This window comes from Gephyromycinifex aptenodytis (assembly GCF_012277275.1).
Taxonomy (GTDB): domain Bacteria; phylum Actinomycetota; class Actinomycetes; order Actinomycetales; family Dermatophilaceae; genus Gephyromycinifex; species Gephyromycinifex aptenodytis.
Genome location: NZ_CP051155.1, coordinates 1,297,192 through 1,320,835 on the forward strand (window position 1 = coordinate 1,297,192; position 23,644 = coordinate 1,320,835).

Annotated in this window: 20 protein-coding genes; 2 read left to right on the forward strand and 18 right to left on the reverse strand. The window is 66.5% G+C overall.

Annotated elements, in window-relative coordinates; all coding sequences use genetic code 11:
* Positions 1 to 406: 406 nt before the first annotated feature.
* The 18 genes from G9V96_RS05570 to G9V96_RS05655 all read right to left on the reverse strand — a co-directional run bounded on the left by G9V96_RS05570 (position 407) and on the right by G9V96_RS05655 (position 20,888).
* Positions 407 to 1,042 (reverse strand): TetR/AcrR family transcriptional regulator, encoded by a 636-nt coding sequence (locus tag G9V96_RS05570; RefSeq protein ID WP_168582147.1) that lies wholly within the window; start codon positions 1,040 to 1,042, stop codon positions 407 to 409.
* A 600-nt stretch (positions 1,043 to 1,642) separates the two neighbouring features.
* Positions 1,643 to 2,638, reverse strand: a complete 996-nt coding sequence (locus G9V96_RS05575) for a polyprenyl synthetase family protein (protein WP_168582148.1) — start codon at positions 2,636 to 2,638, stop codon at positions 1,643 to 1,645.
* Positions 2,635 to 4,200 carry an NADH-quinone oxidoreductase subunit NuoN gene (gene nuoN / locus G9V96_RS05580; RefSeq protein ID WP_168582149.1) on the reverse strand — a complete coding sequence of 522 codons (1,566 nt, stop codon included), beginning with the start codon at positions 4,198 to 4,200 and terminating at the stop codon, positions 2,635 to 2,637. Before nuoN ends, G9V96_RS05575 begins: the two co-directional genes overlap by 4 nt.
* A complete protein-coding gene (locus tag G9V96_RS05585) occupies positions 4,200 to 5,837 on the reverse strand; it encodes an NADH-quinone oxidoreductase subunit M (protein WP_168582150.1) in 1,638 nt (545 codons plus the stop codon). The genes nuoN and G9V96_RS05585 overlap by 1 nt, the downstream gene beginning before the upstream one ends.
* On the reverse strand, positions 5,837 to 7,699 hold the full coding sequence (gene nuoL, locus G9V96_RS05590) for an NADH-quinone oxidoreductase subunit L (RefSeq protein WP_168583863.1): 1,863 nt from the start codon (positions 7,697 to 7,699) through the stop codon (positions 5,837 to 5,839). The genes G9V96_RS05585 and nuoL overlap by 1 nt, the downstream gene beginning before the upstream one ends.
* Before the next feature lie 96 nt (positions 7,700 to 7,795).
* A complete protein-coding gene (gene nuoK, locus G9V96_RS05595; RefSeq protein WP_168582151.1) occupies positions 7,796 to 8,095 on the reverse strand; it encodes an NADH-quinone oxidoreductase subunit NuoK in 300 nt (99 codons plus the stop codon).
* Positions 8,092 to 8,859: an NADH-quinone oxidoreductase subunit J gene (locus G9V96_RS05600; RefSeq protein ID WP_168582152.1), complete on the reverse strand. Its 768-nt coding sequence runs from the start codon at positions 8,857 to 8,859 to the stop codon at positions 8,092 to 8,094. Before G9V96_RS05600 ends, nuoK begins: the two co-directional genes overlap by 4 nt.
* Positions 8,856 to 9,596, reverse strand: a complete 741-nt coding sequence (gene nuoI, locus G9V96_RS05605) for an NADH-quinone oxidoreductase subunit NuoI (protein ID WP_404861438.1) — start codon at positions 9,594 to 9,596, stop codon at positions 8,856 to 8,858. The genes G9V96_RS05600 and nuoI overlap by 4 nt, the downstream gene beginning before the upstream one ends.
* Positions 9,597 to 9,669: 73 nt before the next feature.
* The gene (gene nuoH, locus G9V96_RS05610) at positions 9,670 to 10,989 is read right to left on the reverse strand and encodes an NADH-quinone oxidoreductase subunit NuoH (RefSeq protein WP_168582154.1); all 1,320 of its coding nucleotides are present in this window, start codon (positions 10,987 to 10,989) and stop codon (positions 9,670 to 9,672) included.
* Entirely contained in the window at positions 10,986 to 13,478 is a 2,493-nt protein-coding gene (locus G9V96_RS05615; RefSeq protein ID WP_168582155.1) for an NADH-quinone oxidoreductase subunit G, read from the reverse strand. Before G9V96_RS05615 ends, nuoH begins: the two co-directional genes overlap by 4 nt.
* Entirely contained in the window at positions 13,475 to 14,788 is a 1,314-nt protein-coding gene (gene nuoF / locus G9V96_RS05620; protein ID WP_168582156.1) for an NADH-quinone oxidoreductase subunit NuoF, read from the reverse strand. The genes G9V96_RS05615 and nuoF overlap by 4 nt, the downstream gene beginning before the upstream one ends.
* Entirely contained in the window at positions 14,788 to 15,621 is an 834-nt protein-coding gene (gene nuoE, locus G9V96_RS05625) for an NADH-quinone oxidoreductase subunit NuoE (protein ID WP_168582157.1), read from the reverse strand. Before nuoE ends, nuoF begins: the two co-directional genes overlap by 1 nt.
* A complete protein-coding gene (locus tag G9V96_RS05630; RefSeq protein ID WP_168582158.1) occupies positions 15,621 to 16,964 on the reverse strand; it encodes an NADH-quinone oxidoreductase subunit D in 1,344 nt (447 codons plus the stop codon). The genes nuoE and G9V96_RS05630 overlap by 1 nt, the downstream gene beginning before the upstream one ends.
* The gene (locus G9V96_RS05635; protein ID WP_168582159.1) at positions 16,964 to 17,755 is read right to left on the reverse strand and encodes an NADH-quinone oxidoreductase subunit C; all 792 of its coding nucleotides are present in this window, start codon (positions 17,753 to 17,755) and stop codon (positions 16,964 to 16,966) included. The genes G9V96_RS05630 and G9V96_RS05635 overlap by 1 nt, the downstream gene beginning before the upstream one ends.
* The gene (locus G9V96_RS05640) at positions 17,752 to 18,303 is read right to left on the reverse strand and encodes an NADH-quinone oxidoreductase subunit B (RefSeq protein WP_168582160.1); all 552 of its coding nucleotides are present in this window, start codon (positions 18,301 to 18,303) and stop codon (positions 17,752 to 17,754) included. Before G9V96_RS05640 ends, G9V96_RS05635 begins: the two co-directional genes overlap by 4 nt.
* A gap of 1 nt (position 18,304) precedes the next feature.
* Positions 18,305 to 18,673: an NADH-quinone oxidoreductase subunit A gene (locus G9V96_RS05645; RefSeq protein ID WP_168582161.1), complete on the reverse strand. Its 369-nt coding sequence runs from the start codon at positions 18,671 to 18,673 to the stop codon at positions 18,305 to 18,307.
* A 135-nt stretch (positions 18,674 to 18,808) separates the two neighbouring features.
* A complete protein-coding gene (locus tag G9V96_RS05650) occupies positions 18,809 to 20,116 on the reverse strand; it encodes a geranylgeranyl reductase family protein (RefSeq protein ID WP_168582162.1) in 1,308 nt (435 codons plus the stop codon).
* Positions 20,117 to 20,192: 76 nt separating this feature from the next.
* Positions 20,193 to 20,888 carry a demethylmenaquinone methyltransferase gene (locus G9V96_RS05655; RefSeq protein ID WP_168582163.1) on the reverse strand — a complete coding sequence of 232 codons (696 nt, stop codon included), beginning with the start codon at positions 20,886 to 20,888 and terminating at the stop codon, positions 20,193 to 20,195.
* A 108-nt stretch (positions 20,889 to 20,996) separates the two neighbouring features.
* On the opposite strand from G9V96_RS05655, the gene G9V96_RS05660 reads away from it, so the two are divergent.
* Positions 20,997 to 22,277 carry an isochorismate synthase gene (locus G9V96_RS05660; protein WP_168582164.1) on the forward strand — a complete coding sequence of 427 codons (1,281 nt, stop codon included), beginning with the start codon at positions 20,997 to 20,999 and terminating at the stop codon, positions 22,275 to 22,277.
* 50 nt (positions 22,278 to 22,327) lie between these two features.
* Positions 22,328 to 23,593 carry a GNAT family N-acetyltransferase gene (locus tag G9V96_RS05665; RefSeq protein ID WP_168582165.1) on the forward strand — a complete coding sequence of 422 codons (1,266 nt, stop codon included), beginning with the start codon at positions 22,328 to 22,330 and terminating at the stop codon, positions 23,591 to 23,593.
* Positions 23,594 to 23,644: the final 51 nt, after the last annotated feature.

Sequence of the window (23,644 nt, forward strand, 5' to 3'; positions counted from 1 at the left end):
TCTCCACCGGGTGGGGCGTTGCGCGCACTCCCAGCCGCGGGCCAGGATGAGCCGTCAGCGGCCCTGGGCGGCTTTCTCCCGAGCTGGTGTGTGGCGGTGGCCCGCATCCCCCTCTTGCCGGGCTGTAGCGTCCCAACCGTGCGCTGACGCAGGGCAGAGTCACGGCACGATACGAAAAAGCTGCCCGGGCGCGCGGAGTACGCGCCTACCCCGACAGCTTCGTCTGCAACGTGGGTGTGGTGACATGCGAAAGCCCCACCGCACGTAGTCGGTGAGGCACGGTCTGGGCCTTTGGCGTTCTGCTGCTTGATCGCTCCCCCGAGCGGAACACCGCCTAGCGCTCTCCCCCGAGAATCGCGGTGTTCGTCCTGCTGTGGTTGTGGTGTGGCGTCGGCCGGTACTGGTCTCAGGCTCCGGCTGACCCACTCTGATTGAGTATCCCGGCGTCCAAACCGTGCTTGACGACGTCCAGCAGGACCGCAACGAATGCCTGCAGGGCCTTCTGGGTGGCTTCGTCGTCGCGATCCACCAACCACGACAACATCACCCCGTCGGCGACACTGAGCACCATCCGGGCCAGCGTGCGGGTGGGCAATGCATCGGTACCAACGACGCCCACCCCTTCGGTGATGAACATCTCGATCGCGTCGAGGTAGGTCTGGTAGAGCAGCTTCGCCGCCACCCCGTCACCCCTGATCGACCAGGCAGCCAGCTCGTAACTGAGCAACTGCCGTCCGGGGCTGTGGTGCGTTACGTCCCAAAAGGTCTGGAACGCAAGGCGCGCCTTCTCCTCAACACCCTGGTCGGCGACGCCGGCAAGGGCCTCACCGACAGGGCCGAGAATAGGCGTGATGAACGCCTCGGCGACAGCGTTGATAAGGGCTTCTTTACTGCTGAAGCAGTAGTGGACAACACCGAGGGACACGTTCGCCTTATCGGCGATACGGCGCACCGATGCGGCAGCCAGGCCCTCTTCGATTGCAAGGGCGATGGTTGCCTCGATGAGCTGCTCGCGGCGTTGCTCCGCTGGGACTCGCGACATAAACAGAACTGTAGGGCCTTGGGTAGGTCGCCCTACAGCCCAAGCGGCCACCCTTACGCCACCCATACCCTGCCGTTATCAGAACTTTATCCGCCAGTGTCGGAAGTCCGCCAAGACAGCGCATCTTTGCCGATCACACGGCTAGACGGCCCTGTGTGTCGGGCGTCCGTCGAGTACGCGAACCCGGGCGAACGGCCACGATTCCCTTACTGCCCGTGCGGATTTCATCTGGCGCTCCGCTTGCGGGCGCGACCGGGACGACTGCGCGCCCACCCAACCAACTCGAACGAATCAGCCCCCAGATTCCTCCGCCGGCCCTTCCCGGACCGCATTCTGACGGCCATTCCTGGACGATCCGACGCTCTGGCTGCGCTGAGGCCTGCGGCCAGACCGGGGGGCAACACTCGTCGCCAACGGGTATCCCGGCGAGATCGTTCCTGTGCCTGTCTGCCGGCGCCCGGCCTCCTCAGCCCGCCACCCCGTCGGAGCAGCCGTAACCGAGCCTCATCCGCATCCCGTGCGCCTCACCCACGAACAAGGTGTCCCATCCCCGCGCGGGGATGGGACACCTGGTCGTACGCAAGGAACGCGCTGCTCGGGTTATACCGCCCGATCGACCACGCCCATCGTCATCGCGTGCAGGGCGCGAGCCACTGCAGTGTCACCTAGCGGCTCCAGACGCGCCTGAGCCTGGCGGGCGACCCCGAGCGTGTACTCGCGAGCCTGCTGCAGGGCCGGGTGCGCTCGCAAGCCTGCGAGGGCACGCGCATGTGATTCGTCATCGTGGCGCAGATCCCGATCCAGCAGCTCCAGCAGTTCCGCGTCGGCCGGGTCAGCAGCCGAACGCAGCATGAGAATCGGCAATGTCTCCACGCCCTCACGCAGGTCGGTTCCCGGGGTCTTTCCAGAGACCCCGCTGACCGAGGCGATATCAAGCAGGTCATCGGCCAATTGGAAGGCCACACCCAGCAGTTCGCCGTACTCGCGCAATGTCTCCACGGTGGCTGCGTCGCACCCGGAGAACATCGCGCCGTACCTGGCGGCGGTGGCGATGAGGACCCCGGTCTTATCCCGCAGCACACCCAGGTAGTACTCGACCGGGTCCACCCCTGGCGGGCATGGCCGATCGTCCCGGATCTGGCCCGCACACAACCGCATGAACGTCTCGGCCTGAATCCGTACCGCCTCGGGCCCCAACTCCGCCATGACGGCCGATGCCGTACCGAAGAGCAGGTCTCCCACGAGGATCGCCGTGGAGTTTCCGTACGCGACGTTGGCTGAGACGACCCCGCGCCGCAGGTCCGCTTCGTCCATGACGTCGTCGTGGTAAAGCGAAGCGAGGTGTGTCAATTCCACTGCGGAAGCAGCGGCGATCACGTCCGCGTTGGTGCCCTTGCCAGCCTGAGCAGCCATCAGACACAGCAGGGGGCGAAAACGCTTACCCCCAGCGCCGAGGAGATGCCCTCCGGCCTCGGCGATGAACGGGTCGTCGTAATCGACACGCTGGCGCAGGAAACTATCCACCTGCGCCAGGCCATCGCCCAACGCCTTCTCCAACTCCGGGTCGGTCTCCGGGATCCTCGCGCCGCCGCTCATCGCAGGAACAGCGATGAGGCAGAGGTGAGATCGAGCAACGGGGTCGGGAACACGCCGAGCGCGAAGGTGATGACGACACCCAAGGCGATCGCGCTGACGGTCGCCACCGACGGAGTGAAGACCGTGACTGCCTCGCCGTCCGGGTCGGCGAAGTACATCAGCCAGATCACCCGGAAGTAGACGAAGGCGGTCACTGCACTACACAACACACCGATGACGGCCAGCACCACACCGGGAAGACCTGCGCCGGAGATCGCGGCCCCGAACACTGCGAACTTGGCCGTGAAGCCCGAGGTGAGCGGGATCCCCGCAAATGCCATCAGCAGGAACGAGAAGGCACCGGCAACCAGCGGTGAGCGACGCCCCAGGCCTTCCCATTGAGTCAACGAGGTCGCTTCGGACTGGTCCTCAGTGGCGCGAACCAGCATGACCAGACCGAAAGCCGCGATCGTGGCGAAGCCGTACGCAGCCAGGTAGAAGATCACCGCGCCGACGGCGGCCGTACTGAAGGCCAGGAAGCCAACAAGGATGAAGCCCGCGTGCGCGATCGAGCTGTAGGCCAGCATCCGCTTGATGTCGGTCTGGGTCACCGAAAGCAGCGACCCCAGGATCATGGTCAGCCCCGCGATGATCCACAACACGACCTGCCAGTCCCAGCGAGCCGCATCGATACCGGTGTAACCGACCCGCAGCAGCGCACCGAAGGCTGCAACCTTGGTGCAGGCAGCCATGAACCCGGTGACCGGGGTAGGTGCGCCCTGGTAGACGTCGGGGGTCCAGGAGTGGAACGGCACCGCGCCAACCTTGAACAGCAGGCCGACCAGGACCAGCAGCGACCCCATCCACAACAACGGGTCCATCCCGCTGACGGTGGCGATGCGGTCAGCGATGTAGCCGAACTGGACCGAACCGGCGAAGCCGTACAGCAGCGCCGCGCCGAACAGGAAGAACGCCGAGGAGAACGAACCCAGCAGGAAGTACTTCAGCGCTGCCTCCTGGGAGAGCAGGCGCCGACGACGACCCAGGGCGGTCAGCACGTATAGCGGCAGGGAGAGCAGCTCCAGGGCGATGAACATCGTGAGCAGATCCCCTGCAGCGGGGAAGAGCATCATGCCCGAGACAGAGAACAGCGTCAGCGGGAAGATCTCGGTGGTGGTGCCCCGCCGCTCGGCGATGCCCTCCATCGGAGAACCCGGAACGGCCGAACCCGAGGAGGTGAAAGCGTCGGCCACGCGGCCGCCGAAACGCTCGGACATGATGATCAGCGCCAGCAGCGACAGCACCAGCAGCAGCATCTGGATGACCACGGTCGGCCCGTCCATGACGACCGAACCAGCCATCGTTATACCGAGCATCTGCGTCTCGCGCAGCGCCAGCACCAGGAACGCAGCCACGAGGGCGACGACTGCTACGGCGAGCTCGACCTGATGACGCAGGCGACGAGGCAGGAACGCCTCCAGGAGCACGCACACGAGGCCGCCGAGGGCAACGAGCACGACCGGCGCTAGCGCGAGGGCGTTGTACTCCGGGAGTTGAACCACGGAGGGGAACAGGGCGGGCATCACTTGGTACTCCCGTTCGCCGCGCCGACTGCAGGCGCGGGATCAGCGACGCCCACATATTGGAGCGTCTTTTCGACAGCGGGGTTGATGACGTCGAGCACCGGCTTGGGGTAGCAGCCGAGTACCAGGAAGAGCGCAATCAGCGGAGCGACAACGAGCTTCTCCCTGCCATCCAGGTCCAGCACGTCCAGCCGACGGCGACGGGCTGCGTGAGCGCCGCTGTCACCCTGAGCCGATTCGAGCTGGTGGGCCTCCTCGAGGTCATCGGTGTGGCTGACCACTCCGTCCACCTCCAGCACCATGGTGCCCGGCTGCGGGCCGGTGAAGACCCGCTTGTACAGCACCAGGACGTAGACGGCGGCCAGGATGATGCCCACCGAGGAGATCACAGCAGCCACCGGGTAGCGCTGGAAGGTACCCATCATGACGAGGAACTCCGACACGAAGGAACCCATGCCCGGCATAGCCAGACCGGAGAGTCCGGCGACGAGGAAGGAACCCGCCAGAACCGGCGTGACGCGCTGCCACCCGCCGTAATCCCCCACGTACTTGCTGCCGCCACGAGCCACCAACATCCCCGCGATGAGGAAGAGCGCGGCCGTGGAGAAGCCGTGGTTGACCATGTACAGGATCGAGCCCGCCTGAGAGACAGACGTCAAGGCGAAGATGCCGAGCACGATGAACCCGAAGTGGCTCACCGAGGTGTAGGCGATCAGTCGCATCATGTCGCGGCTACCGATTGCGGCGGCAGCGCCGTACAGGATCGAGATCAGCGCCAGCACGATGATGACCGGAGTGGCCCACTGGCTGGCGTTGGGGAACATCTGCAGGCAGAACCGGATCATGCCGTAGGTACCGACCTTGTCCAGCACGCCGACCAACAGGACGGCGGTGGCCGGACGGGCCTCGGTGGCAGCCTCCGGCAGCCAGGTGTGCACCGGCCACATCGGAGCCTTGACCGCGAAAGCGATGAAGAAGCCGAGGAAGAGCAGGTTCTCCGTCATCGGGGCCATCGTGAGGTTCGTCAGGTTGCCGATGAGGTAACCCTCCGGGCCGCGGGGGCCGACGAAGAACACGGCGATGACCGCGACGAGCATGATGAGCCCACCGGCCAGCGAGAACAGCAAGAACTTGATCGCTGCCCGGGTGCGCCCTGCGCCGCCGTAGCTTCCGATGAGGAAGTACACCGGCAAGAGCATGGCCTCGAAGAAGACGTAGAAGAGGAAGACGTCGATGGAGGCGAAGACGCCGACCATCATCGTCTCCAGCACCAGCATCCACGCGAAGTAAGCCTTCTCGCGACGGCCACCCTCAGGAACGTCGTTCCAGGCGGCCAGCAGGCAGATCGGCACCAGGATCGCGGCCATGAGAATCATGGCCAGCGCCATGCCATCCACACCGAGGGCGTAGCTGACACCCCACTGCGGGATCCACGGCACGCGCTCCACGAGCTGGAACTGCTCGGCCGCACCGGGCTGGAACTGCATGGTGGCCAGGACGGCCACCGCCAGGGTGATGAGTGAGGTCACCAGCGCCACCAGACGCGAGGCACCGCGCCCCGGCAGGAGCATGACGACCAGGGCTCCCACGAGCGGGATCAGCCCGATCGTGGTCAACCAGGGAAAACTGCTGAGCATCACTGCACCACCCACACGCCGAGGAGAATTGCGACGATGCCGATGAGCATCGTCAGGGCATACGACCGAACGAAACCGTTCTGCAGGCGACGCACTGCGCCCGACGCGCCGGCGATCGCGGAACCGAAGCCGGTGAAACCGCTGTCGAGACCGTTTTCGTCTGCGTAGGCGAGTCCGCCAGCGGCCGCCAGCCCGGGTCCGACGAAGACACCCTGGTTGACGTCGTCCTGGAAGAAGTCCCGACGCGCCACCTGAGTGATCAGCGAACCGCGCGGAGCCACGCGGGCAACCTCGTCACGCCCGTACATCATCCACGCCAGCGCCACACCGGCGAGCACGAGGACGAAGACCGAGAGCTGGATGACCATCACCGGCAGTACCGGTTCGTGGTGAACAGCGTGCCCGGTGACCGGTTCAAGCCACCGCGGGAAGTCCACCAGCGTGAGGATCAAGCCGAGGAACGCCGAGCCGAAAGCCAGCACGATCATCGGGATGGTCATCGTCAGCGGAGACTCGTGCGGGTGGTCCGTCTCGTTCCAGCGTGCCTTGCCGTGGAAGGTCATGAAGAACAGCCGCGACATGTAGAACGCCGTCAGACCGGCCACGAACAGGGTGGTCAGACCGAAGACCCAGGGACGCCAGCCCTCGCCGACGAAGGCGGCCTCAATGATGAGGTCCTTGCTCCAGAAGCCCGACAGGCCCGGGACACCGATGATGGCCAGCCACCCCAGCCCGAAGGTGAGCCAGGTGATCTTCATGGCCTTGCCCAGGGCACCGAAGGTGCGCATGTCGACCCGGTTGTTCATGCCGTGCATGACCGAGCCGGCACCGAGGAACATGCCGGCCTTGAAGAAGCCGTGCGTGAGCAGGTGGAAGATGGCGAAGGCGTAGCCGATCGGGCCGAGACCGGCCGCGAGCATCATGTAACCGATCTGGCTCATCGTCGAGGCGGCCAGCGCCTTCTTGATGTCGTCCTTGGCGCAACCGATGATCGCGCCCATCGTCAACGTGATCGCACCGACGATGGTCACTGCGAGCTGCGCGTCCGGGGACAAGGTGTAGATCGCGTTGCTGCGCACCACCAGGTAGACACCGGCGGTGACCATGGTGGCTGCGTGGATCAGGGCCGACACGGGGGTCGGACCGGCCATCGCGTCGCCTAGCCAGCTCTGCAGCGGGAACTGAGCCGACTTACCGCAGGCAGCAAGCAGCAGCAGCAGACCGAGCGCGGTCAGCACACCCTGGCTGGCGTTCGGAGCCGCCGCGGAGACCCCGGCGAAAGTGACCGTTCCGAAGGTGGCGAACATCAACATGATCGCGATACCCAGACCGAAGTCACCAACGCGGTTGAGGATGAACGCCTTGTTACCGGCGGCCGCATAGGCCGGGTTCCAGTTCCAGAAGCTGATCAGCAGGAAGGAAGCCAGACCCACGCCTTCCCAACCGACATAGAGCAGCAGGTAGGAGTCGGCCAGCACCAGGGTCAGCATCGCCGCCACGAACAGGTTCAAGTAGGCGAAGAACCGGCGCTTGGCTGGGTCGTGCTCCATGTACCCCAGGGAGTACACGTGGATGAGCGAACCCACGAAGGTGACCAGCAGGACGAAGCTGATGGACAGCGGGTCAACAAGGAGACCGATGTCAAGAGCGAACGATCCGGCCGGGATCCAGGACCACAGCCCGATCCCTTGCCCGCGCTGCGCGGGGTCCAGCCCCAGCAAGTGCAGGAAGGAGGCTGCGGCAACCAGGAACGAGGCCCAGGACAAAGCCGTGGCCAGGATCGGGCCGAACGAGTCCGTTGCGCGGCCGCCTACAAGCAGCAGCCCGGCGCCCAGCAGCGGCAGTGCAATGACAAGCCACATCCAGGCGGTGGCTCCGCTCGCGGCCGTGGCTGCGAGCGGTTCGCTCGCGCCGACGAGCGCGGCGGCGGAGATGAGAGGTAGCACGCTGCTCGCTCCTTACAGCTTCAACAGGTTGGCGTCGTCGACCGAAGCCGATCGGCGGGCACGGAAGATCGTCATGATGATCGCCAGTCCGACGACGACCTCGGCGGCCGCGACGGCCATCACGAAGAGGGCGATGGTCTGGCCTTCGATGCTGCCGTTCATACGACCGAAGGTCACGAACGTCAGGTTGACCGCGTTGAGCATGAGCTCGATGCCCATGAACACGATGAGGGCGTTGCGCCGCACCAGGACGGTGGCAGCACCGACGGAGAACAGGATCGCCGCCAAATAGAGGTAATTGGCCAAGCTCATCGCTGTTTGCCCTCCTCGATCTCGTTCTCGATCTCCACCGACGGGTCAACGTACCGGTCGGGCGTGATCAGCTGCTCACGGGCCACGAGGACGCGTGAGACCGACAGCTCGCTGGGCGTGCCATCGGGCAGCAGCGCCGGGGTGTCGACCGCGTTGTGCCGGGCGTACACACCAGGTGCGGGCAGACCGGCCACGTAGTGGTTGTCCCGGATGCGTCGCTTGGAGCGTTCCCGCTGAGAGGGCTTGGGTACCAGACGTTCACGGTGAGCCAGGACCATCGCCGCGATCGCGGAGACGACCAGCAGCACACCGATCATCTCGAAGGCCCACATGTACTGACCGAAGATGACTTCTGCCAAACCGGTGACGTTACCTGCGGCATTGATCTCCTCGATCGGGCGCCCCGGACGGAAGGCCACCCCACTCAGCGTGGAGATGATCAGGGCCGCCAGGCCCAGCGCGACCAGGATGGAGACCACACGATGGCCTCGGATCGTTTCGACCATCGTCTCGGAGGCATCCACACCGATGAGCATGATGACGAAGACGAACAGCATCATCACGGCGCCGCTGTAGACGAAGATCTGGACGATCCCCAGGAAGTCCGCGCCCTGTGCCAGGTAGACGATGCCGAGCAGGATCATCACGAACACCATCGACAAGGCGGCGTACACCGCCCGCTTGGCGAACAGCAGACCGCAGGCCCCGATAACCATGATCGGGGCGGCGATGAAGAACAGAACCGCCTCGCCAGTGCCGGTCATCGCTGGGTACCGCCTTCCGTGAGTCCGTGAGGGTGCGCCTGCGCCGAACCTTCGTGGCTTCGTGCCGTCCCCGCGCCCGGCGTGGGCTCAGCGACACTGCCCTGGGCATCCAGCTGCGCGATCTCCGCGCTGCGGCGGCGGGCGAACTCCTCTTGCTCGGGAGTGGCCCTGGCGATCTTGCCCTGGTAGTAGTCGCGCTCCTCCATGCCCTCCACCATCGGGTGGGGTGCCGAGACCATTCCTTCTTGGACGGGCGCCAGGAGCTGGTGCTTTTCGAAGATGAGGTCCTGGCGGTTGTGATCGGCCAACTCGTAGAAGTTGGTCATCGTCAGGGCACGGGTCGGACACGCCTCGATGCACAACCCGCAGAAAATGCAGCGCAGGTAGTTGATCTGGTAGACGCGGCCGTACCGCTCGCCCGGGGAGAACCGGCCGGTTCCACCCTCGGCCTCGGGGGTGTCGTCGTTGTCAGCGCCCTCGACCAGGATCGCGTCGGCAGGGCAGGCCCACGCGCAGAGCTCGCACCCGACGCACTTCTCGAGCCCGTCCGGGTGCCGGTTGAGCTGGTGACGTCCGTGATAGCGCGGCTGGGTGGGCCGCTTCTCTTCGGGGTATTCCTCGGTCGGGTTCTTCTTGAACTGCTGCAGGAACGTGGTGCCGAACCCGGCTACCGGGGCAAACAGATCCTGCAGGAAGCCGCCTTGGTGTTCGGCCTGGACCTGCTCCGCGCCACGCACGGTCAAGGGGGCGGAAGTGGGCCGTACCGCGGGGCGCCGCTCGTCGCCCGCGCTGTCGTGCGTCGGGGTGGGATCAGCCACGGTTCATCTCCTGATCGGTGAGTTCTGGCGCATCGGGACGGATGCTCGCCTGCGCGCCGGGGTGCGGCTCCACGAGCCGTTGTCCAGGCATCGGGGGAATCGGGTAACCGCCTGCGAAGGGGTCGATTTCGTCGGGGTGCTCTTCGATCCGCGCTTCAGCCTTGCGCTGCTGACCAGCATCCCACCGCATCGCGGCGATAAAGGCCAACACGAGGGCGACAGCCATGATGATCAGCGTCGGGATCAAGGTGCGCGGGCCGAAGAAGCCCAGGCCGGCGGCGCGGATGTAAGCCACCGCCAGGACCCACGCCAAGGTGGCCGGGATGAGGAACTTCCAGCCGAAGGCCATGAACTGGTCGTAGCGGGTCCGGGGAAGCGTGGCGCGCAGCCACACGAAGAACCACATGAACATCCACATTTTCAGCGTCAGCCACACGATGCCCAGGTACCCGCCGTCGGGCAGGAAGGAAAGCGGGGCGTGCCAACCGCCGAGGAACAGCGTGCTCGCCAGCGCCGAGACGGTGAACATGTTCACGTACTCGCCGAGGAAGAACATTCCGAACCACATGCCGGAGTACTCGGTGTGGTAACCACCCACCAGTTCGCCTTCGCCCTCAGCCAGGTCGAAGGGCAGACGGTTGGTCTCGCCCACCATGCACACCACGTAGACAAGGAAGCTGAAGAAGGCCGGAACGATGAACCACATGCCGCGCTGCGCTTCGACGATGGTCGAGGTCGACATCGATCCCGCGTAGAGGAACACGGCGACCAGCGACAAGCCCATGCCGATCTCGTAGGAGATGACCTGAGCGGTGGAGCGCAGACCACCCAGCAGCGGGTAGGTCGATCCGGAGGACCAACCGGCCAGTACGAAGCCGTAGGCGCCTACGCCGGCCGCGGCCAGCACGATCAGCACCGCGACGGGGCTGTCGGTGACCTGCAGCGGGGTGCGGTGCCCGAACATGTTGACCATGCCCCCCAGCGGGATGACCGCGAAGGAGATGAAGGCAGTCGAACCGGCGATGATCGGCGCCAGGGTGAAGATCACGCGGTCGGCCCGAGCCGGGATGACCGCTTCCTTCCACATGAGCTTGAAGCCGTCCGCCAGGGTCTGCAGGATGCCCCACGGCCCGAACCGGTTGGGGCCCGGACGCTGCTGCATCTGACCCACGATGCGACGTTCGAACCAGATGACCACGACCACCTGCAGGAGCAGATAGACGAAGACGAGGACGGCCTTGATCGCGCTCAACCACAGCGGAGTGTCCGAGAAGTCAGCCACGGGACCGGAGAGCGTGAAGATCGGGCTCATGCGACACCACCCTTCGACAGTGTGACGACGTCCCCGGCGAGCGCGCCCAAAGCGGTGCGCACCCGTGAGCGGGGCGAGTTCGTAGGCAGCCACACGACGTGGTCCACCATGGGCGTGATCTGCGCGGGCAGGGTGATCGCCCCGCGCTGGGTAGCCACGGTGAGCGGCTGACCGTCAGCCACCCCGACACCGGCGGCCGTCACGGCGGACAGTCGAGCCACCGGCTGGGGGGCGGTGCCGGCCAGGAACGGCTCACCGTCCTGCATGACACCGGCGTCCAGCAGGTGGTGCCAGGTAGCCAGGACCGCCTGATGATCTCCGAGGGTGGGAAGACGCTCGGCCGAGGTGGCCGGCGGTGAGGTGCGTGGCCCGGACCAGGAGCCCAGTCGCTGCATGTCAGCGCGGGTAGCGGCCAGGGTCGAGGTCGAGAGGAACTCCCCCATCTCCCCCGCCAGCAGGTCCAGAACCCGCAGATCCGACATCGCGGTCGTCTCCAGTGCCTGCGCGAACTGCAGCAGACGCCCTTCCCAGTTGACATAGGAGCCGGCCCGCTCATCGTGGGAGGAGACGGGCAGGACGACGTCGGCGTGATCCATCACGTCACCGGCACGCAGGTCGAGCGCGACCACGAAGGCCCGCTGCAGCGCGAGTGCTACCCGACCAGGCTCGGGCAGATCGGCGGCTTCGACGCCACCGATGAGCAAACCGCCAAGTTCTCCGGTAGCGGCGGCGGCGATGATGGCATTGCCGTCGCGGCCGGGAGTGGCCGGGAGACTGTCGACGCCCCAGGAGGCGGCCAGGTCGGCACGAGCTTCTTCCTGAGCCACCGGACGACCGCCGGGCAGCAGGTTGGGCAGCGCGCCTGCTTCCAGGGCAGCGCGTTCGCCGGCACGGCGCGGGACCCACGCCACGCGGGCGCCGGTCTTCTGCGCGAGAGCAGCAATCGCGGACAGGGCACCGGGCACGGTGGCCATCCGCTCGCCGACCACGATGATCGCGGTGGAGTTCAGCGTTGCGCTGACCGCTTCCAGCTCTGGACGTCCCTCGCGGATCGCGTGCAGGAGTTCGGATTCGGTGCCCGGCGCGGCCTGCACCAGGCTGCCGGTGAGCTTGGTCAAACCGTTCGTGGCGAACGGGGCGATCGAGAAGACGGCCGTCTTGTTCTTGCGAACGCCCTTGCGCAGGCGCAGGAACATCATCGGCGACTCTTCTTCAGGCTCGATGCCGACCAGGAGCACAGCCCCGGCCTGTTCGAGATCATCGTAGGAGACCGCCCCGTCCTCGGGGTTGGTCGCAACCACGTGCGAGGCGAGGAATTCCTGCTCCTCCACCGAGTGCGGACGGGCCCGGAAGTCGATGTCATTTGTGCCCAGCACGACCCGAGCGAACTTGCTGTAGGCGTAGGCGTCTTCAGCACTGAGTCGACCACCGGTCAAGACCCCGACGCCGCCTCGACGCTGGGCCGAGGCCAGCCCCTGAGCCGCGACGGTTAGCGCCTCCGGCCAGGAGGCGACCCGCAACGTGCCGTCACTGTCGCGCACCTTGGGTGCGGCCAGACGGTCGGGCTGGCGTTGGTACGGGAACGCCCAGCGACCCTTGTCGCAGTTCCACTCTTCGTTCACCTCAGGGGTGTTGGTCACCATCCGCCGCAGGACGGTGCCACGGCGGTGGTCGGTGCGCTGCACGCAGCCACTGGCGCAGTGTTCACACACGCCCGGAGTGGAGACCAGGTCGAAGGGGCGGCTACGGAAGCGGTAGGTGGCGCTGGTGAGGGCACCCACCGGGCAGATCTGCACGGTGTTGCCCGAGAAGTAGGAAGCAAAGGGCTTCTCTTGGTAGATGCCGATCTGGCTGTTCGCGCCCCGCTCGGTGAGCGAGATGAACGGGTCGCCCGCGATCTGGTCGGAGAAGCGGGTGCAGCGCTGACACAGCACGCAACGCTCCCGGTCCAGCAGCACCTGGGTGCTGACATTGACCGGCTTGGGGTAAGTGCGCTTGACGTCATTGAAGCGGCTGGTGGCCCGGCCGTGGCTCAGCGCCTGGTTCTGCAGCGGACATTCCCCACCCTTGTCGCAGACGGGGCAGTCCAGCGGGTGGTTGATGAGCAGGAACTCCATCACGCCCTGCTGCGCCTTGTCCGCCACCGGTGAGGACAACTGCGTGCTGACCTCCATGCCCGGAGAGACGGTCATCGTGCACGAGGCCTGCGGCTTGGGCATCTTGGCGATCTTGCCGTCGCGACCGGGGGTCGCCACCTCCACCAGGCACTGGCGACAAGCGCCAGCCGGCTCCAGCAGCGGGTGGTCGCAGAACCGCGGGATCTCGATGCCGATCTGCTCCGCGGCCCGGATGACGAGAGACCCCTTAGGCGCCTGGGTCGGGATGCCGTCAATCGTCAGCTCGACCATCTCGACCGGCGGCGGCAGTTGCGCGTTACCGCCTTCAGAGGTTGGGTTACTCCCCGACGCGGGGCTGGTCGGGACGGTCATGAGGACACGCTCTCCTTAGCGAACAGGGTGGACCGCTCCGGCGGGAAGGACACGTCGACCGGGGTGGTCATCGCCATCTCGAACTCTTCGCGGAAGTACTTGATACCGGACATCACCGGGCTCGTCGCACCGTCACCCAGAGCGCAGAAAGAGCGTCCGAGGATGTTGCTCGCAATGTCGTCCAGTTTGTCGATGTCGCCCGGCAATCCCTGACCCGCTTCCAGGCGGGCGAGAATCTGCTTGAGCCAGTAAGTGCCTTCGCGACACGGTGTGCATTTGCCGCACGACTCGTGGGCGTAGAAGTCGATCCACCGTGAGACGGCCTTCACGACCGAGACGGTCTCATCGAAGATCTGCAACGCGCGGGTACCCAACATCGAACCGGCCGCGCCGACGGACTCGAAGTCCAACGGCACGTCGAGGTGTTCCTTGGTGAACAGCGGCGTCGAGGACCCACCCGGGGTCCAGAACTTCAGCTCGTGGCCGGCACGGATACCACCGGCCATGTCGATGAGTTCGCGCAGCGTGATACCTAGCGGCGCCTCGTACTGACCCGGCCGGGTGACGTGCCCGGAGAGGCTGAAGATCCCGAAGCCCTTGGAACGCTCGGTTCCCATCTGCCCGAACCATTCCGCGCCGTGCAACATGATCGGCGGAACCGAGGCGATGGACTCGACGTTGTTCACCACGGTGGGCCGGGCGTACAGACCGGCGACAGCGGGGAACGGCGGCTTCAACCGCGGTTGGCCACGGCGGCCTTCGAGGGAGTCAAGCAGCGCGGTCTCTTCACCACAGATGTAGGCGCCGGCACCGGCGTGGACCGTGATGTCCAGGTCGAAACCGCTGCCCAGGATGTTCTTGCCGAGATATCCGGCTGCGTACGCCTCCTGCACGGCCTGCATGAGGCGCCGGTAGACGTGCACGACCTCGCCACGCAGGTACACGAACGCGTGGTGGCAGCCGATCGCGTAGCTGGTGATGATCATGCCCTCGATCAGGAACTGGGGGCTGGCCATGAGCAGCGGGATGTCCTTGCAGGTTCCCGGCTCGGACTCATCGGCGTTGACGACCAGGTAGCGGGGGCCGCCGTCCGGCGGGGGCAGGAAGCCCCACTTCATCCCGGTTGGGAAGCCCGCACCGCCGCGGCCGCGCAGGCCGGAGTCCTTGGCCTGCTGCACCAGCGCATCCGGCTCGGTGGCCAGTGCCTTACGCAGTGCTTGGTAGCCCTCGTAACGCTCGTACGTGGCCAGAGACCACGACTGCGCCTCACCCCACGGTTTGGTGAGGATAGGGGTCAGTTCGGTGCTCATCAGCCCACCTTCCCGTCGCCGGGCTTCTCGGCCGGCGCGTTGGCCGGGGTGTCAGTGGAACTCGGCATTCCTGGGGTCAAAGATCCGTCGCTCTGGGCCGAATCCGAAGCCGAAGTCGGCTCCTGCTGCTGGCCGGCGGGAGCGTTCCAGCCCTTCTCCTTGGCCAAGGTCAACCCGCGAAGCGACGCTTCACCGGCGCCGGGGCCTTCCGAGGCGCGCCCGTCGGGGAACCCGGCGAGCACCCGCGAAATCTCCTTGAACGTCGCCAGCTTGTCCGGGCCGCGGGTGGGCTGGACGTCCTGGCCTGAGCGCAGCGCGTCGACCATCGCGATGACCGACTCGGGGGTCTGGTTGTCGAAGAACTCCCAGTTGCCCATGACCACGGGGGCGTAGTCGCAGGCCGCGTTGCATTCCAAACGTTCCAGGGTGATCTTGCCGTCCGGGGTCGTCTCGTCGTGTCCGATCCCGAGGTGAGCGCTGACCGCCTCCCAGATGGCGTCGCCGCCCATGATCGCGCACAGCGTGTTCGTGCAGACGCCGACGCTGTAGTCCCCGTTGGGGAAGCGCTTGTACTGGGTGTAGAACGTCGCCACTCCGCTGACCTCGGCCCCGGTCAGGTCCAAGGTCTCGGCGCAGAACTCGATGCCGCGCGTGGTGACGTGGCCGTCAACGCTCTGCACCAGGTGCAGCAGCGGCAGCAGCGCCGAACGCTTCTGCGGGTAGCGAGCGACGATCTCGGCGGCGTCGATACGCAGCCGATCCAGGGTGTCCTGGTCGTAGGAAGGCGTAGCGATCGCCGGTTGAGAACCGTAGTTAGGCCTGGTGGTGTCCATCAGCGGTCCACTCCTCCCATCACGGGGTCGATGGAGGCGACAGCGACAACCACGTCGGCGACGTTTCCGCCTTCGACGACGGCTGCCACCGACTGCAGGTTGTGGAAGGAGGGGTCACGGAAGTGAGCCCGGAAGGGACGCGTTCCGCCGTCGGAGACGACATGGCACCCCAACTCGCCCTTGGCGGATTCAACCGCCTGGTATGCCTGCCCCGGCGGGACTCGGAAGCCCTCGGTGACGAGCTTGAAGTGGTGGATCAGCGCCTCCATGGAGGTGCCCATGATCTCCCTGATGTGATCCAGGCTGTTGCCCATGCCGTCGCCGCCGATGGCCAGCTGCGCCGGCCAAGCGATCTTCGGGTCGTCGATCATGACCGGGCCTGAGCTTGACGCGAGGCGCTCGATGCACTGTTCGACGATCCGCAGCGATTGCCAGATTTCTTGGAACCGCACCCGGATACGCCCGTAGCTGTCGGCGGTGTTCCAGGTGACGACATCGAAGTCGTAGGTCTCATAGCCGCAGTAGGGCGCGCTGCGTCGCAGGTCGTGCGGCATACCGGCAGAGCGCAGCATGGGCCCGGTCAGGCCGAGCGCGATGCACCCGGTGAGGTCCAAGTAGCCCACGTCGACGGTGCGGCCCTTGACGATGGGGTTCTCCAGAACGAGCCCTTCCATCTCCTTGACGCCCTTGCGCAGCAGGGGAAGCTGCTCATCGAGCAGGTCCTTCCAACCTGGAGGCAGGTCTTGGGCGACGCCGCCGGGACGGATGTAGGCGTTGTTCATGCGCAAACCGGTGGTGGCCTCGATGAAGCGCAGCACCCGCTCACGTTCGCGGGCTGCGGTGGTGAACACCGTGGTCGCGCCGAGCTCCATGCCACCGGTACCCAAGCAGATCAGGTGGGAGCTGATGCGAGTCAGCTCCATCATCAGGACCCGGATGGTGGTCGCCCGGTCGGGAATCTGGTCGGTGACCCCGAGCAGCTTCTCCACCCCGAGGCAGTAGGCGGTCTCCTGGAACATCGGGGTCAGGTAGTCCATGCGAGTGCAGAACGTGACGCCCTGGGTCCAGGTGCGGAACTCCATGTTCTTCTCGATACCGGTGTGCAGGTAACCGATGCCGACGCGGGCTTCGGTCACGTGCTCACCATCGAGTTCGAGGATGAGGCGCAGAACACCGTGCGTGGACGGGTGCTGCGGACCCATGTTGACCACGATGCGCTCGTCGCTGTGCTCCACAGCCTCGCGCGCGAGGTCGTCCCAGTCACCGCCCTCGGTGTTGAGGATGCGTTCGTCGCCGCGCTCGTCGGCGCCCGAGGCGGCCCAGGTGGTCGAGGTGGTGCTCATCAGTTGTAGGCCCTCCGCTGGTCCGGCGGCGGCACGGTGGCGCCCTTGTACTCCACCGGGATACCGCCGAGGGGGTAATCCTTGCGCTGGGGGTGCCCCGGCCAGTCGTCGGGCATAAGGATGCGCGTGAGCGCAGGGTGCCCGTCGAAGATGATGCCGAAGAAGTCCCAGGCTTCCCGCTCATGCCAGGTGGCAGCGGGGTAAGTGTCGACGACCGAGGGGATGTGCGGGTCGGCGTCGGGGCAGGTGACCTCCAGGCGGAGGCGACGGCTGCCGTGGGTGATCGAAAGCAGGTGGTAGACGGCGTGCAACTCCTTGCCGACCTGCTGGGGGTAATGGACACCGGAGACGCCGGTGAACATTTCGAAACGCAGCGCGGGTTCATCGCGCAGCACCCGCATGATCCGCGGCAGGTGCTCGCGCTGCACGTGCAGGGTCATCTCGTCACGGTCGATGACGACCATCTCGACGGCCTCGGCCATGGCCGGTCCGCCGTGGCGCTCCAGCGCCGCTTCCAGCGCATCGGCGATCTCGTCGAAGTACCCGCCGTACGGGCGCACCGAGGCTCCCGGGAAGAGCACTGGTGAGACGAGCCCGCCGTAACCGGTGGTGTCTCCGCCGCGGGTAGCGCCGAACATTCCCTGCCGGGCGCCGACGACGACCGGGTCGGGAACGGTTCCGGGCGCCGCGGGCAGCGACTCGTCGTGCTGGCCGGCTCCGCCGTGCACAGCCGCCGGCTGACTGCCGGTGGCTTGCGCCTGACCGGTACCGACCTTCTTTTCCTCGCTCACCGCAGCAGCCCCTTCATTTCGATGAGTGGCGTCTCAGCCATGGCCGCAGCCTCGACCTGGCGCGCGATTTCCTTGCGGTTGAACGCGTGCGGCGAGTTCTGGATCTGCTCGTGCAGCTTCAAGAAGGCATTGATGAGCATCTGAGGCCGAGGCGGGCAGCCGGGCAGGTACACGTCCACAGGAACGATGTGGTCCACGCCCTGCACGATCGCGTAGTTGTTGAACATGCCACCGGAGCTGGCGCAGACGCCCATCGAGATGACCCACTTGGGCTCGGGCATCTGGTCGTAGACCTGGCGCACGACCGGGGCCATCTTCTGGCTCACCCGACCGGCCACGATCATGAGGTCGGCTTGGCGCGGGGTCGCACAGAAACGCTCCATACCGAAGCGGGCGACGTCGTTGTCGGGCGACACCGTCACCATCATCTCGATCGCGCAACAGGCGAGGCCGAACGTCGCGGGCCACACCGAGGTCTTCAGCAGGAAGCCCGCAAGTTGATTGATGTTGGCCGTCATCACGCCCGACGGCAAGCTCGATTCTGACATGTCAGTCCCAATCCAATCCGCCACGACGCCACACATAGGCATCGGCGATGAAGAACGCATTAATCAAGAACACCGTCATGGCCAGCAGGCCGTACAGGCCCATCTGGTCGAAGGTGACGGCGAAGGGAAGCAAAAAGATCGTTTCGACGTCGAAGATGATGAACAACATCGCCGTCGTGGCGTACTTGACCGGGAAGCGGCCACGCGAGTCTGCTCGCGGCGACGGCTGGATGCCGCATTCGTAGGCCATCACTTTGGCGCTGTTGTACCGCTTGGGCCCGAGCAACAGGCCCAGCCCCAGCACCGACAGCACGGCAAAACCGATGCCGCAGGCGAAGAAGATAAGGATCGGCAGATAGGGGCTGGTCATCTCGACGCGCTCCCCTTTCGGTTGACGGCGGTGCGGCGGTATCTCGGGTCAGTGTCTTGCGTGTCGCAGCACCGGGCGAGCATCTGCTCGGACGGTTCGGCGGCGCCTAGACAGTCTAGTGAACGTAATCATCTCTCAGGCCGAAGGGGTCACTCTGGTGAGCGCGGCGATCACGCGATCGTCCAAACCACCCCCGGAAGGTTCGGCCAGTCCGGCCATGATCTTGACGACGAAGCGCATCAGAGTGCGGCGCGGCAAACCGTGGCGCACCGCGAGCCGCATGATCTCTGGGTGGCCGATAATGCGGGCGAACTGGGCCCCGAGCATGAAGTAGCCACCGAGCTCATCCTCGACCGCCCCCGGGTAGGTCGCCGCGACGCGCTCCCGGGCGCGCTGGTCAGGCTGGTCCAGCGCACCGGAGATCGTTTGCGCCGCGATGCGCGCCGCTTCCATGGCGTGAGCAATGCCCTCGCCGTTGAACGGGCTGATCATGCCGCCGGCGTCGCCGAGCAGGAACAATCCGTCGCGGTAGAGGGGGCGCCGGTTCAGTGCCATGGGCAGGGCCGCCCCGCGGATCGGGGAGGTCATGTTCTCCGGGGTGAAAGTCCATTCCGCCGGGAGGGTGTCTACCCAGCGGCGCAGCACTTCTTTACAGTCCACGCTCCGGAAGGATGGCGAGGTATCCAGGATGCCGAGCCCCACGTTGCTGGTTCCGTCGCTCAAGGCGAAGATCCAGCCGTACCCGGGCAGCAGCACCGGCTTACTGGAGGGGTCCTGCGGGTCCGAGGGGGTCCACAGCTCCATCCACGACTCCATGTAGTCGTCGGTGCTGCGCGGCGTCTTGAAATAGGTGCGCACGCCGACCCCCATGGGGCGGTCCTCGCGTCGAGGTCGATCCATCGCAAGGGAGAGCCGGCTGCTGTTGCCGTCGCAGGCCAGCGTGAACGGCGCGTGATATTCGGTGGTCTCCCCGGTGGGTCGTCCGCGTTCGTCCATCACCTTGACCTGGACCCCGCGCAGCCTTCCGGTGGCCTCGTCGCGGATCGGGCCGCTGACGTTAGCCCGCTGCACCAACCGGGCGCCCCGCGCCACGGCATGCCGAGCCAGCAGGTAGTCGAAATCGTTGCGGGCGCGCGCGAGTCCGTAATTGGGGTAGATCGAGGATTCCGGCCAGTCGATCTCGACCCGGTGTCCCCCGCCGATCAGGCGCAGTCCGCGGCTGCGCATCCAGCCCGGGTCTTCGGTTGATACGCCCAGGGTGATGAGTTCTTTGACCGCGCGAGGGGTGAGCCCGTCACCGCAGACCTTGTCGCGCGGGAAGCTCGTCTTCTCCAACAGAACGACGTCGAGGCCGAACCCTGCCAGGTAAGCGGCCGCACTGGATCCGGCGGGCCCTGCTCCGACGACGATGGCGTCAGCCTGCTGCACTGAGGGCGAGGTCACGCTCAATCATCCTTCGCTCGAGTCGGCGGTCGCGGTGACCGGGCTGGCAATCCGGTCATCCGGGCCCCTCATGAGACTACTCGAGTGGCCGACGCGCTCGATGCAGAGCCACGATTCCGGCCGTGAGGTTACGCCACTGAACGCCCTGCCATCCCGCCGCCCCGACCTGCTGGGCGAAGGCTTCCTGGGCGGGCCAGCGCACGATGGACTCGGCCAGGTATTCGTAGCTGCTGGGGTCGGAGCTGACCACGCGGGCGATCGCGGGCAGCGAACCCATGAGGTAGCGCTGATAAACCAGGCGGAACGCGGCGTTGGTGGGGTGGCTGAACTCGCAGATGACGAGCCGGCCGCCGGGTCGGGTCACCCGGGCGAACTCCGCCAGCGCAACCTGCGGGTCAGCCACATTGCGCAGCCCGAAGGACATGGTGACCGCGTCGAAGGACGCGTCGGCGAAGGGCAGCCGCATCGCGTCGGCGGCGGCGAAGGACAACTGCGGGTAGCGGCGCCGACCTTCGCGCAGCATTCCCAGGGAGAAGTCGGCCGCGACGACCTGCACGCCGGCCTCGTGGAAGGGCACGCTGCTGGTGCCGGTACCGGCGGCGATGTCCAGCACCTTCTCCCCCGGTTCTGCTGCGACGGCCTCGGCCACGAGCTTGCGCCACCGACGCGTCTGCCCCATGGCCAACACGTCATTGGTGAGGTCGTAGCGCGCTGCGACCTCATCGAACATTCGCGCAACCTCATGGGGCTTCTTATCCAAGCTCGCTCGCATGACCCCATCTTGGACTACCGCAGGCCGACAGGAGTGTGCGGGGCGTTTGCGACCCCCACCCAGAGGCGGTCACGCACTCCGCCGGGTTCAGACCTAAAGTTGTGCGTTATGACCATCCCAGCCCCGCGCCTGCGCGTGCACACCCGCACCGTGGCCGACCCTGGCGCCCTGCTTGACCTCCTACCCGAGAACGTCCCGGCCACGCAGCTGGCGGCCTGGGTTCGCGACGGTGAGGGGATCGTCGGCTGGGGTGAGGCCGCCAGGGTGGACACCAGCGGCGAGGAGCGCTTTGCCCAGGCGGAGCGTTGGTGGGCCGATGTCGTGGCCGGCGCCGAGGTCGATGACCAGGTGCGGGTCTACGGAAGCGGACTCGTAGCGTTCGGTTCCTTCGCCTACGCGGCAGATTCGACTGAAGACTCATGTTTGATCGTCCCGCAGGTCATCGTGGGCCGGCGGGAGGACACCTGGTGGGCCACCACCCTGAGCGAGCAGAGCCCGCCCAGCGACCCCGCTCGTAACCAGCGAGCCGACCTGTCCGCCCCGGTGCAGGCCCCCCGCAGTCCCGGCCTGGTCGTCTTCGCTGACGGTGCACTGCCTGGACCGCGTTGGCAGGCTGCGGTGGCCTGCGCCGTGGAGCGCATCACGGCCGGCGACCTGGACAAGGTCGTCCTAGCCCGAGACCTCGTCGCCGAGACGGAGTGCCCGATCGACCTGCGATGGGTGTTGACTCAACTCGGCGCCAGCTACGGACGCACCTGGGTCTTCGCCGTGGACGGGCTGGTGGGCGCCACCCCCGAGATGCTCGTCCGGCTGGAACGCGGCCTGGTCACCTCCCGGGTCCTGGCGGGCACGATCCGACGTACCGGCGATGACGAACGCGATCTCGCGTTGGCCGCTTCGCTGGCCCGTTCCAGCAAGGACCTGGAGGAACACGAGTATGCGGTGCGTTCAGTCGGGGATGCCCTCAACCCGTACTGCACCTCGGTGAGCGTGCCGGAGTCGCCGTTCGTGCTGCACCTGCCCAATGTCATGCACCTGGCCACCGACGTGGCCGGGCGTCTGGTCAACGGCGCGACCTCGCTGGAACTCGCAGCGTCGCTACACCCCTCGGCTGCGGTGTGCGGCACCCCGAAACCGGACGCGGACGGGCTCATCGCCGACCTGGAGCAGATGGATCGCGGCCGCTACGCCGGGCCGGTGGGATGGATGGACGCCTCCGGTGACGGCGAGTGGGGAATCGCGTTGCGCAGCGGGGCGCTTGACCGCGAGGTACCCACTCGGATGCGCCTGTTCGCCGGCTGCGGGATCGTTGCCGGTTCGGACCCGGCGGCCGAATTGGCCGAATCGGACGCCAAGCTGGTCCCGATGCGCTCGGCCCTACAAGGCTGAGTCGGACACCTCGTTTGCACCCACCGGCGACCGGCCACCAGGATGACCGGGTGAAAATCGACATCCGCCCGTTGGGACCGCAGGACATTCAGGCTGTACTGACCCTAGGTGGCTACGCCTTCGCCAGTGCTCCGGAGAGCGCCCCGGTGGACATGGCCGAGCAGATCAACTGGGAGACCACCTTCGGCGTCCGAGACCCGCAACACCCAGGTGAACTCTGCGGCATGTACACCTCCTTCGACCTGGCGATGACGATCCCGGGCCCGCGCGGAGGCGCCAGAAGCGTTCCGCTGTCCGGGCTGAGTTGGGTCGGTGTGCATCCCGACGTGCGCCGACGCGGCGTCCTGAGCGCGATGATGCGTCACTACCTCGCCGCCGTGCGCGAGCGCGGGATCGCCCTATGCGGGCTGCACGCAACCGAGACCGGCATCTACGGCCGCTTCGGGTTCGGAGTCGCCAGCCACGACGTCACCCTCACCCTGCCCCGTGGGGCGCGCCTGGCCGCGCCAGCGCACATCGAGGCCGACGCCGAGCAGGTGCAGACCAGCACGCTGTTCGACATCGACAGCCCCGAGTGCGCCCGACGCCTGAGCGACATCGACACCCGGTGCGCGGGCAGCACGCTGGGGTTCCTCACCCTGAGCCCGAACCAGGTCCGGGCCAACCTGCGCGATGTGCCGGCGGCACGCCCCGGCCAGGAGCCGCGCAGGGCGCTGATCGCGACCCGGCAGGGGGTCGAGGTCGGGGCTGCGATCTACTCGCGCAAACTGTCGTGGGAAGAGGCCAGTCCCGCTGGGGAGGTCATGGTCTATCACCTGGCGGCCCTCGATGCACCGACCCACCTGGCGCTGTGCGCCCGCCTGCTCGACATGGATCTGGCGGGGAGCACCACGTTCTCCCACCGCGGGTTGAGCGACCCGCTCCTGGCCTGGAGCAACAGCCCACGCGACGCGAAACTGCGGGTGTACGACGGGCTGTGGCTGCGACCGGCGATCCTGGAGGATGCCCTGGGGCTGCGCGGATATGCCTGCGCTGCCGACCTGGTCTTGGAGGTCACCGACGCCATGGCGCCGAGCGGGGCTCAGCGGGTGCACCTGACCATCGCTGCGGACGGGGTCGCCCGCACATCACCCACGCAGGCCGAACCGGATCTTCGCCTGGACATGTCGAGCCTCGCCGGGCTGTACCTGGGTTTACAGGGCGCAGCCGAACTGCACGCCGCAGGTCTGATCCAGGAACTGCGCCCCGCAGCCGCGCACGAACTCGGGTGCGCCCTGGACACCGGGATCGCCCCGATCGGGGGCGCGAGCTTCTGAGCTGCTCTTTGCCGCACAGCCCCCGCAGCGGGACGGTGACGGCGCCGAGCC

What these genes read in the sequence shown, in the direction of transcription:
- G9V96_RS05575 (WP_168582148.1), bottom strand. Translation starts at nt 2,638, where the DNA reads ATGAGCGGCGGCGCGAGGATCCCGGAGACCGACCCGGAGTTGGAGAAG.
- nuoL (WP_168583863.1), bottom strand. Translation starts at nt 7,699, where the DNA reads ATGTGGCTTGTCATTGCACTGCCGCTGCTGGGCGCCGGGCTGCTGCTT.
- nuoK (WP_168582151.1), bottom strand. Translation starts at nt 8,095, where the DNA reads ATGAGCTTGGCCAATTACCTCTATTTGGCGGCGATCCTGTTCTCCGTC.
- G9V96_RS05630 (WP_168582158.1), bottom strand. Translation starts at nt 16,964, where the DNA reads ATGAGCACCACCTCGACCACCTGGGCCGCCTCGGGCGCCGACGAGCGC.
- G9V96_RS05615 (WP_168582155.1), bottom strand. Translation starts at nt 13,478, where the DNA reads ATGACCGTCCCGACCAGCCCCGCGTCGGGGAGTAACCCAACCTCTGAA.
- nuoH (WP_168582154.1), bottom strand. Translation starts at nt 10,989, where the DNA reads ATGAGCCCGATCTTCACGCTCTCCGGTCCCGTGGCTGACTTCTCGGAC.
- nuoF (WP_168582156.1), bottom strand. Translation starts at nt 14,788, where the DNA reads ATGAGCACCGAACTGACCCCTATCCTCACCAAACCGTGGGGTGAGGCG.
- G9V96_RS05655 (WP_168582163.1), bottom strand. Translation starts at nt 20,888, where the DNA reads ATGCGAGCGAGCTTGGATAAGAAGCCCCATGAGGTTGCGCGAATGTTC.
- G9V96_RS05640 (WP_168582160.1), bottom strand. Translation starts at nt 18,303, where the DNA reads ATGTCAGAATCGAGCTTGCCGTCGGGCGTGATGACGGCCAACATCAAT.
- nuoE (WP_168582157.1), bottom strand. Translation starts at nt 15,621, where the DNA reads ATGGACACCACCAGGCCTAACTACGGTTCTCAACCGGCGATCGCTACG.
- G9V96_RS05585 (WP_168582150.1), bottom strand. Translation starts at nt 5,837, where the DNA reads ATGCTCAGCAGTTTTCCCTGGTTGACCACGATCGGGCTGATCCCGCTC.
- G9V96_RS05600 (WP_168582152.1), bottom strand. Translation starts at nt 8,859, where the DNA reads ATGACCGGCACTGGCGAGGCGGTTCTGTTCTTCATCGCCGCCCCGATC.
- G9V96_RS05570 (WP_168582147.1), bottom strand. Translation starts at nt 1,042, where the DNA reads ATGTCGCGAGTCCCAGCGGAGCAACGCCGCGAGCAGCTCATCGAGGCA.
- nuoN (WP_168582149.1), bottom strand. Translation starts at nt 4,200, where the DNA reads ATGCCCGCCCTGTTCCCCTCCGTGGTTCAACTCCCGGAGTACAACGCC.
- G9V96_RS05645 (WP_168582161.1), bottom strand. Translation starts at nt 18,673, where the DNA reads ATGACCAGCCCCTATCTGCCGATCCTTATCTTCTTCGCCTGCGGCATC.
- G9V96_RS05660 (WP_168582164.1), top strand. Translation starts at nt 20,997, where the DNA reads ATGACCATCCCAGCCCCGCGCCTGCGCGTGCACACCCGCACCGTGGCC.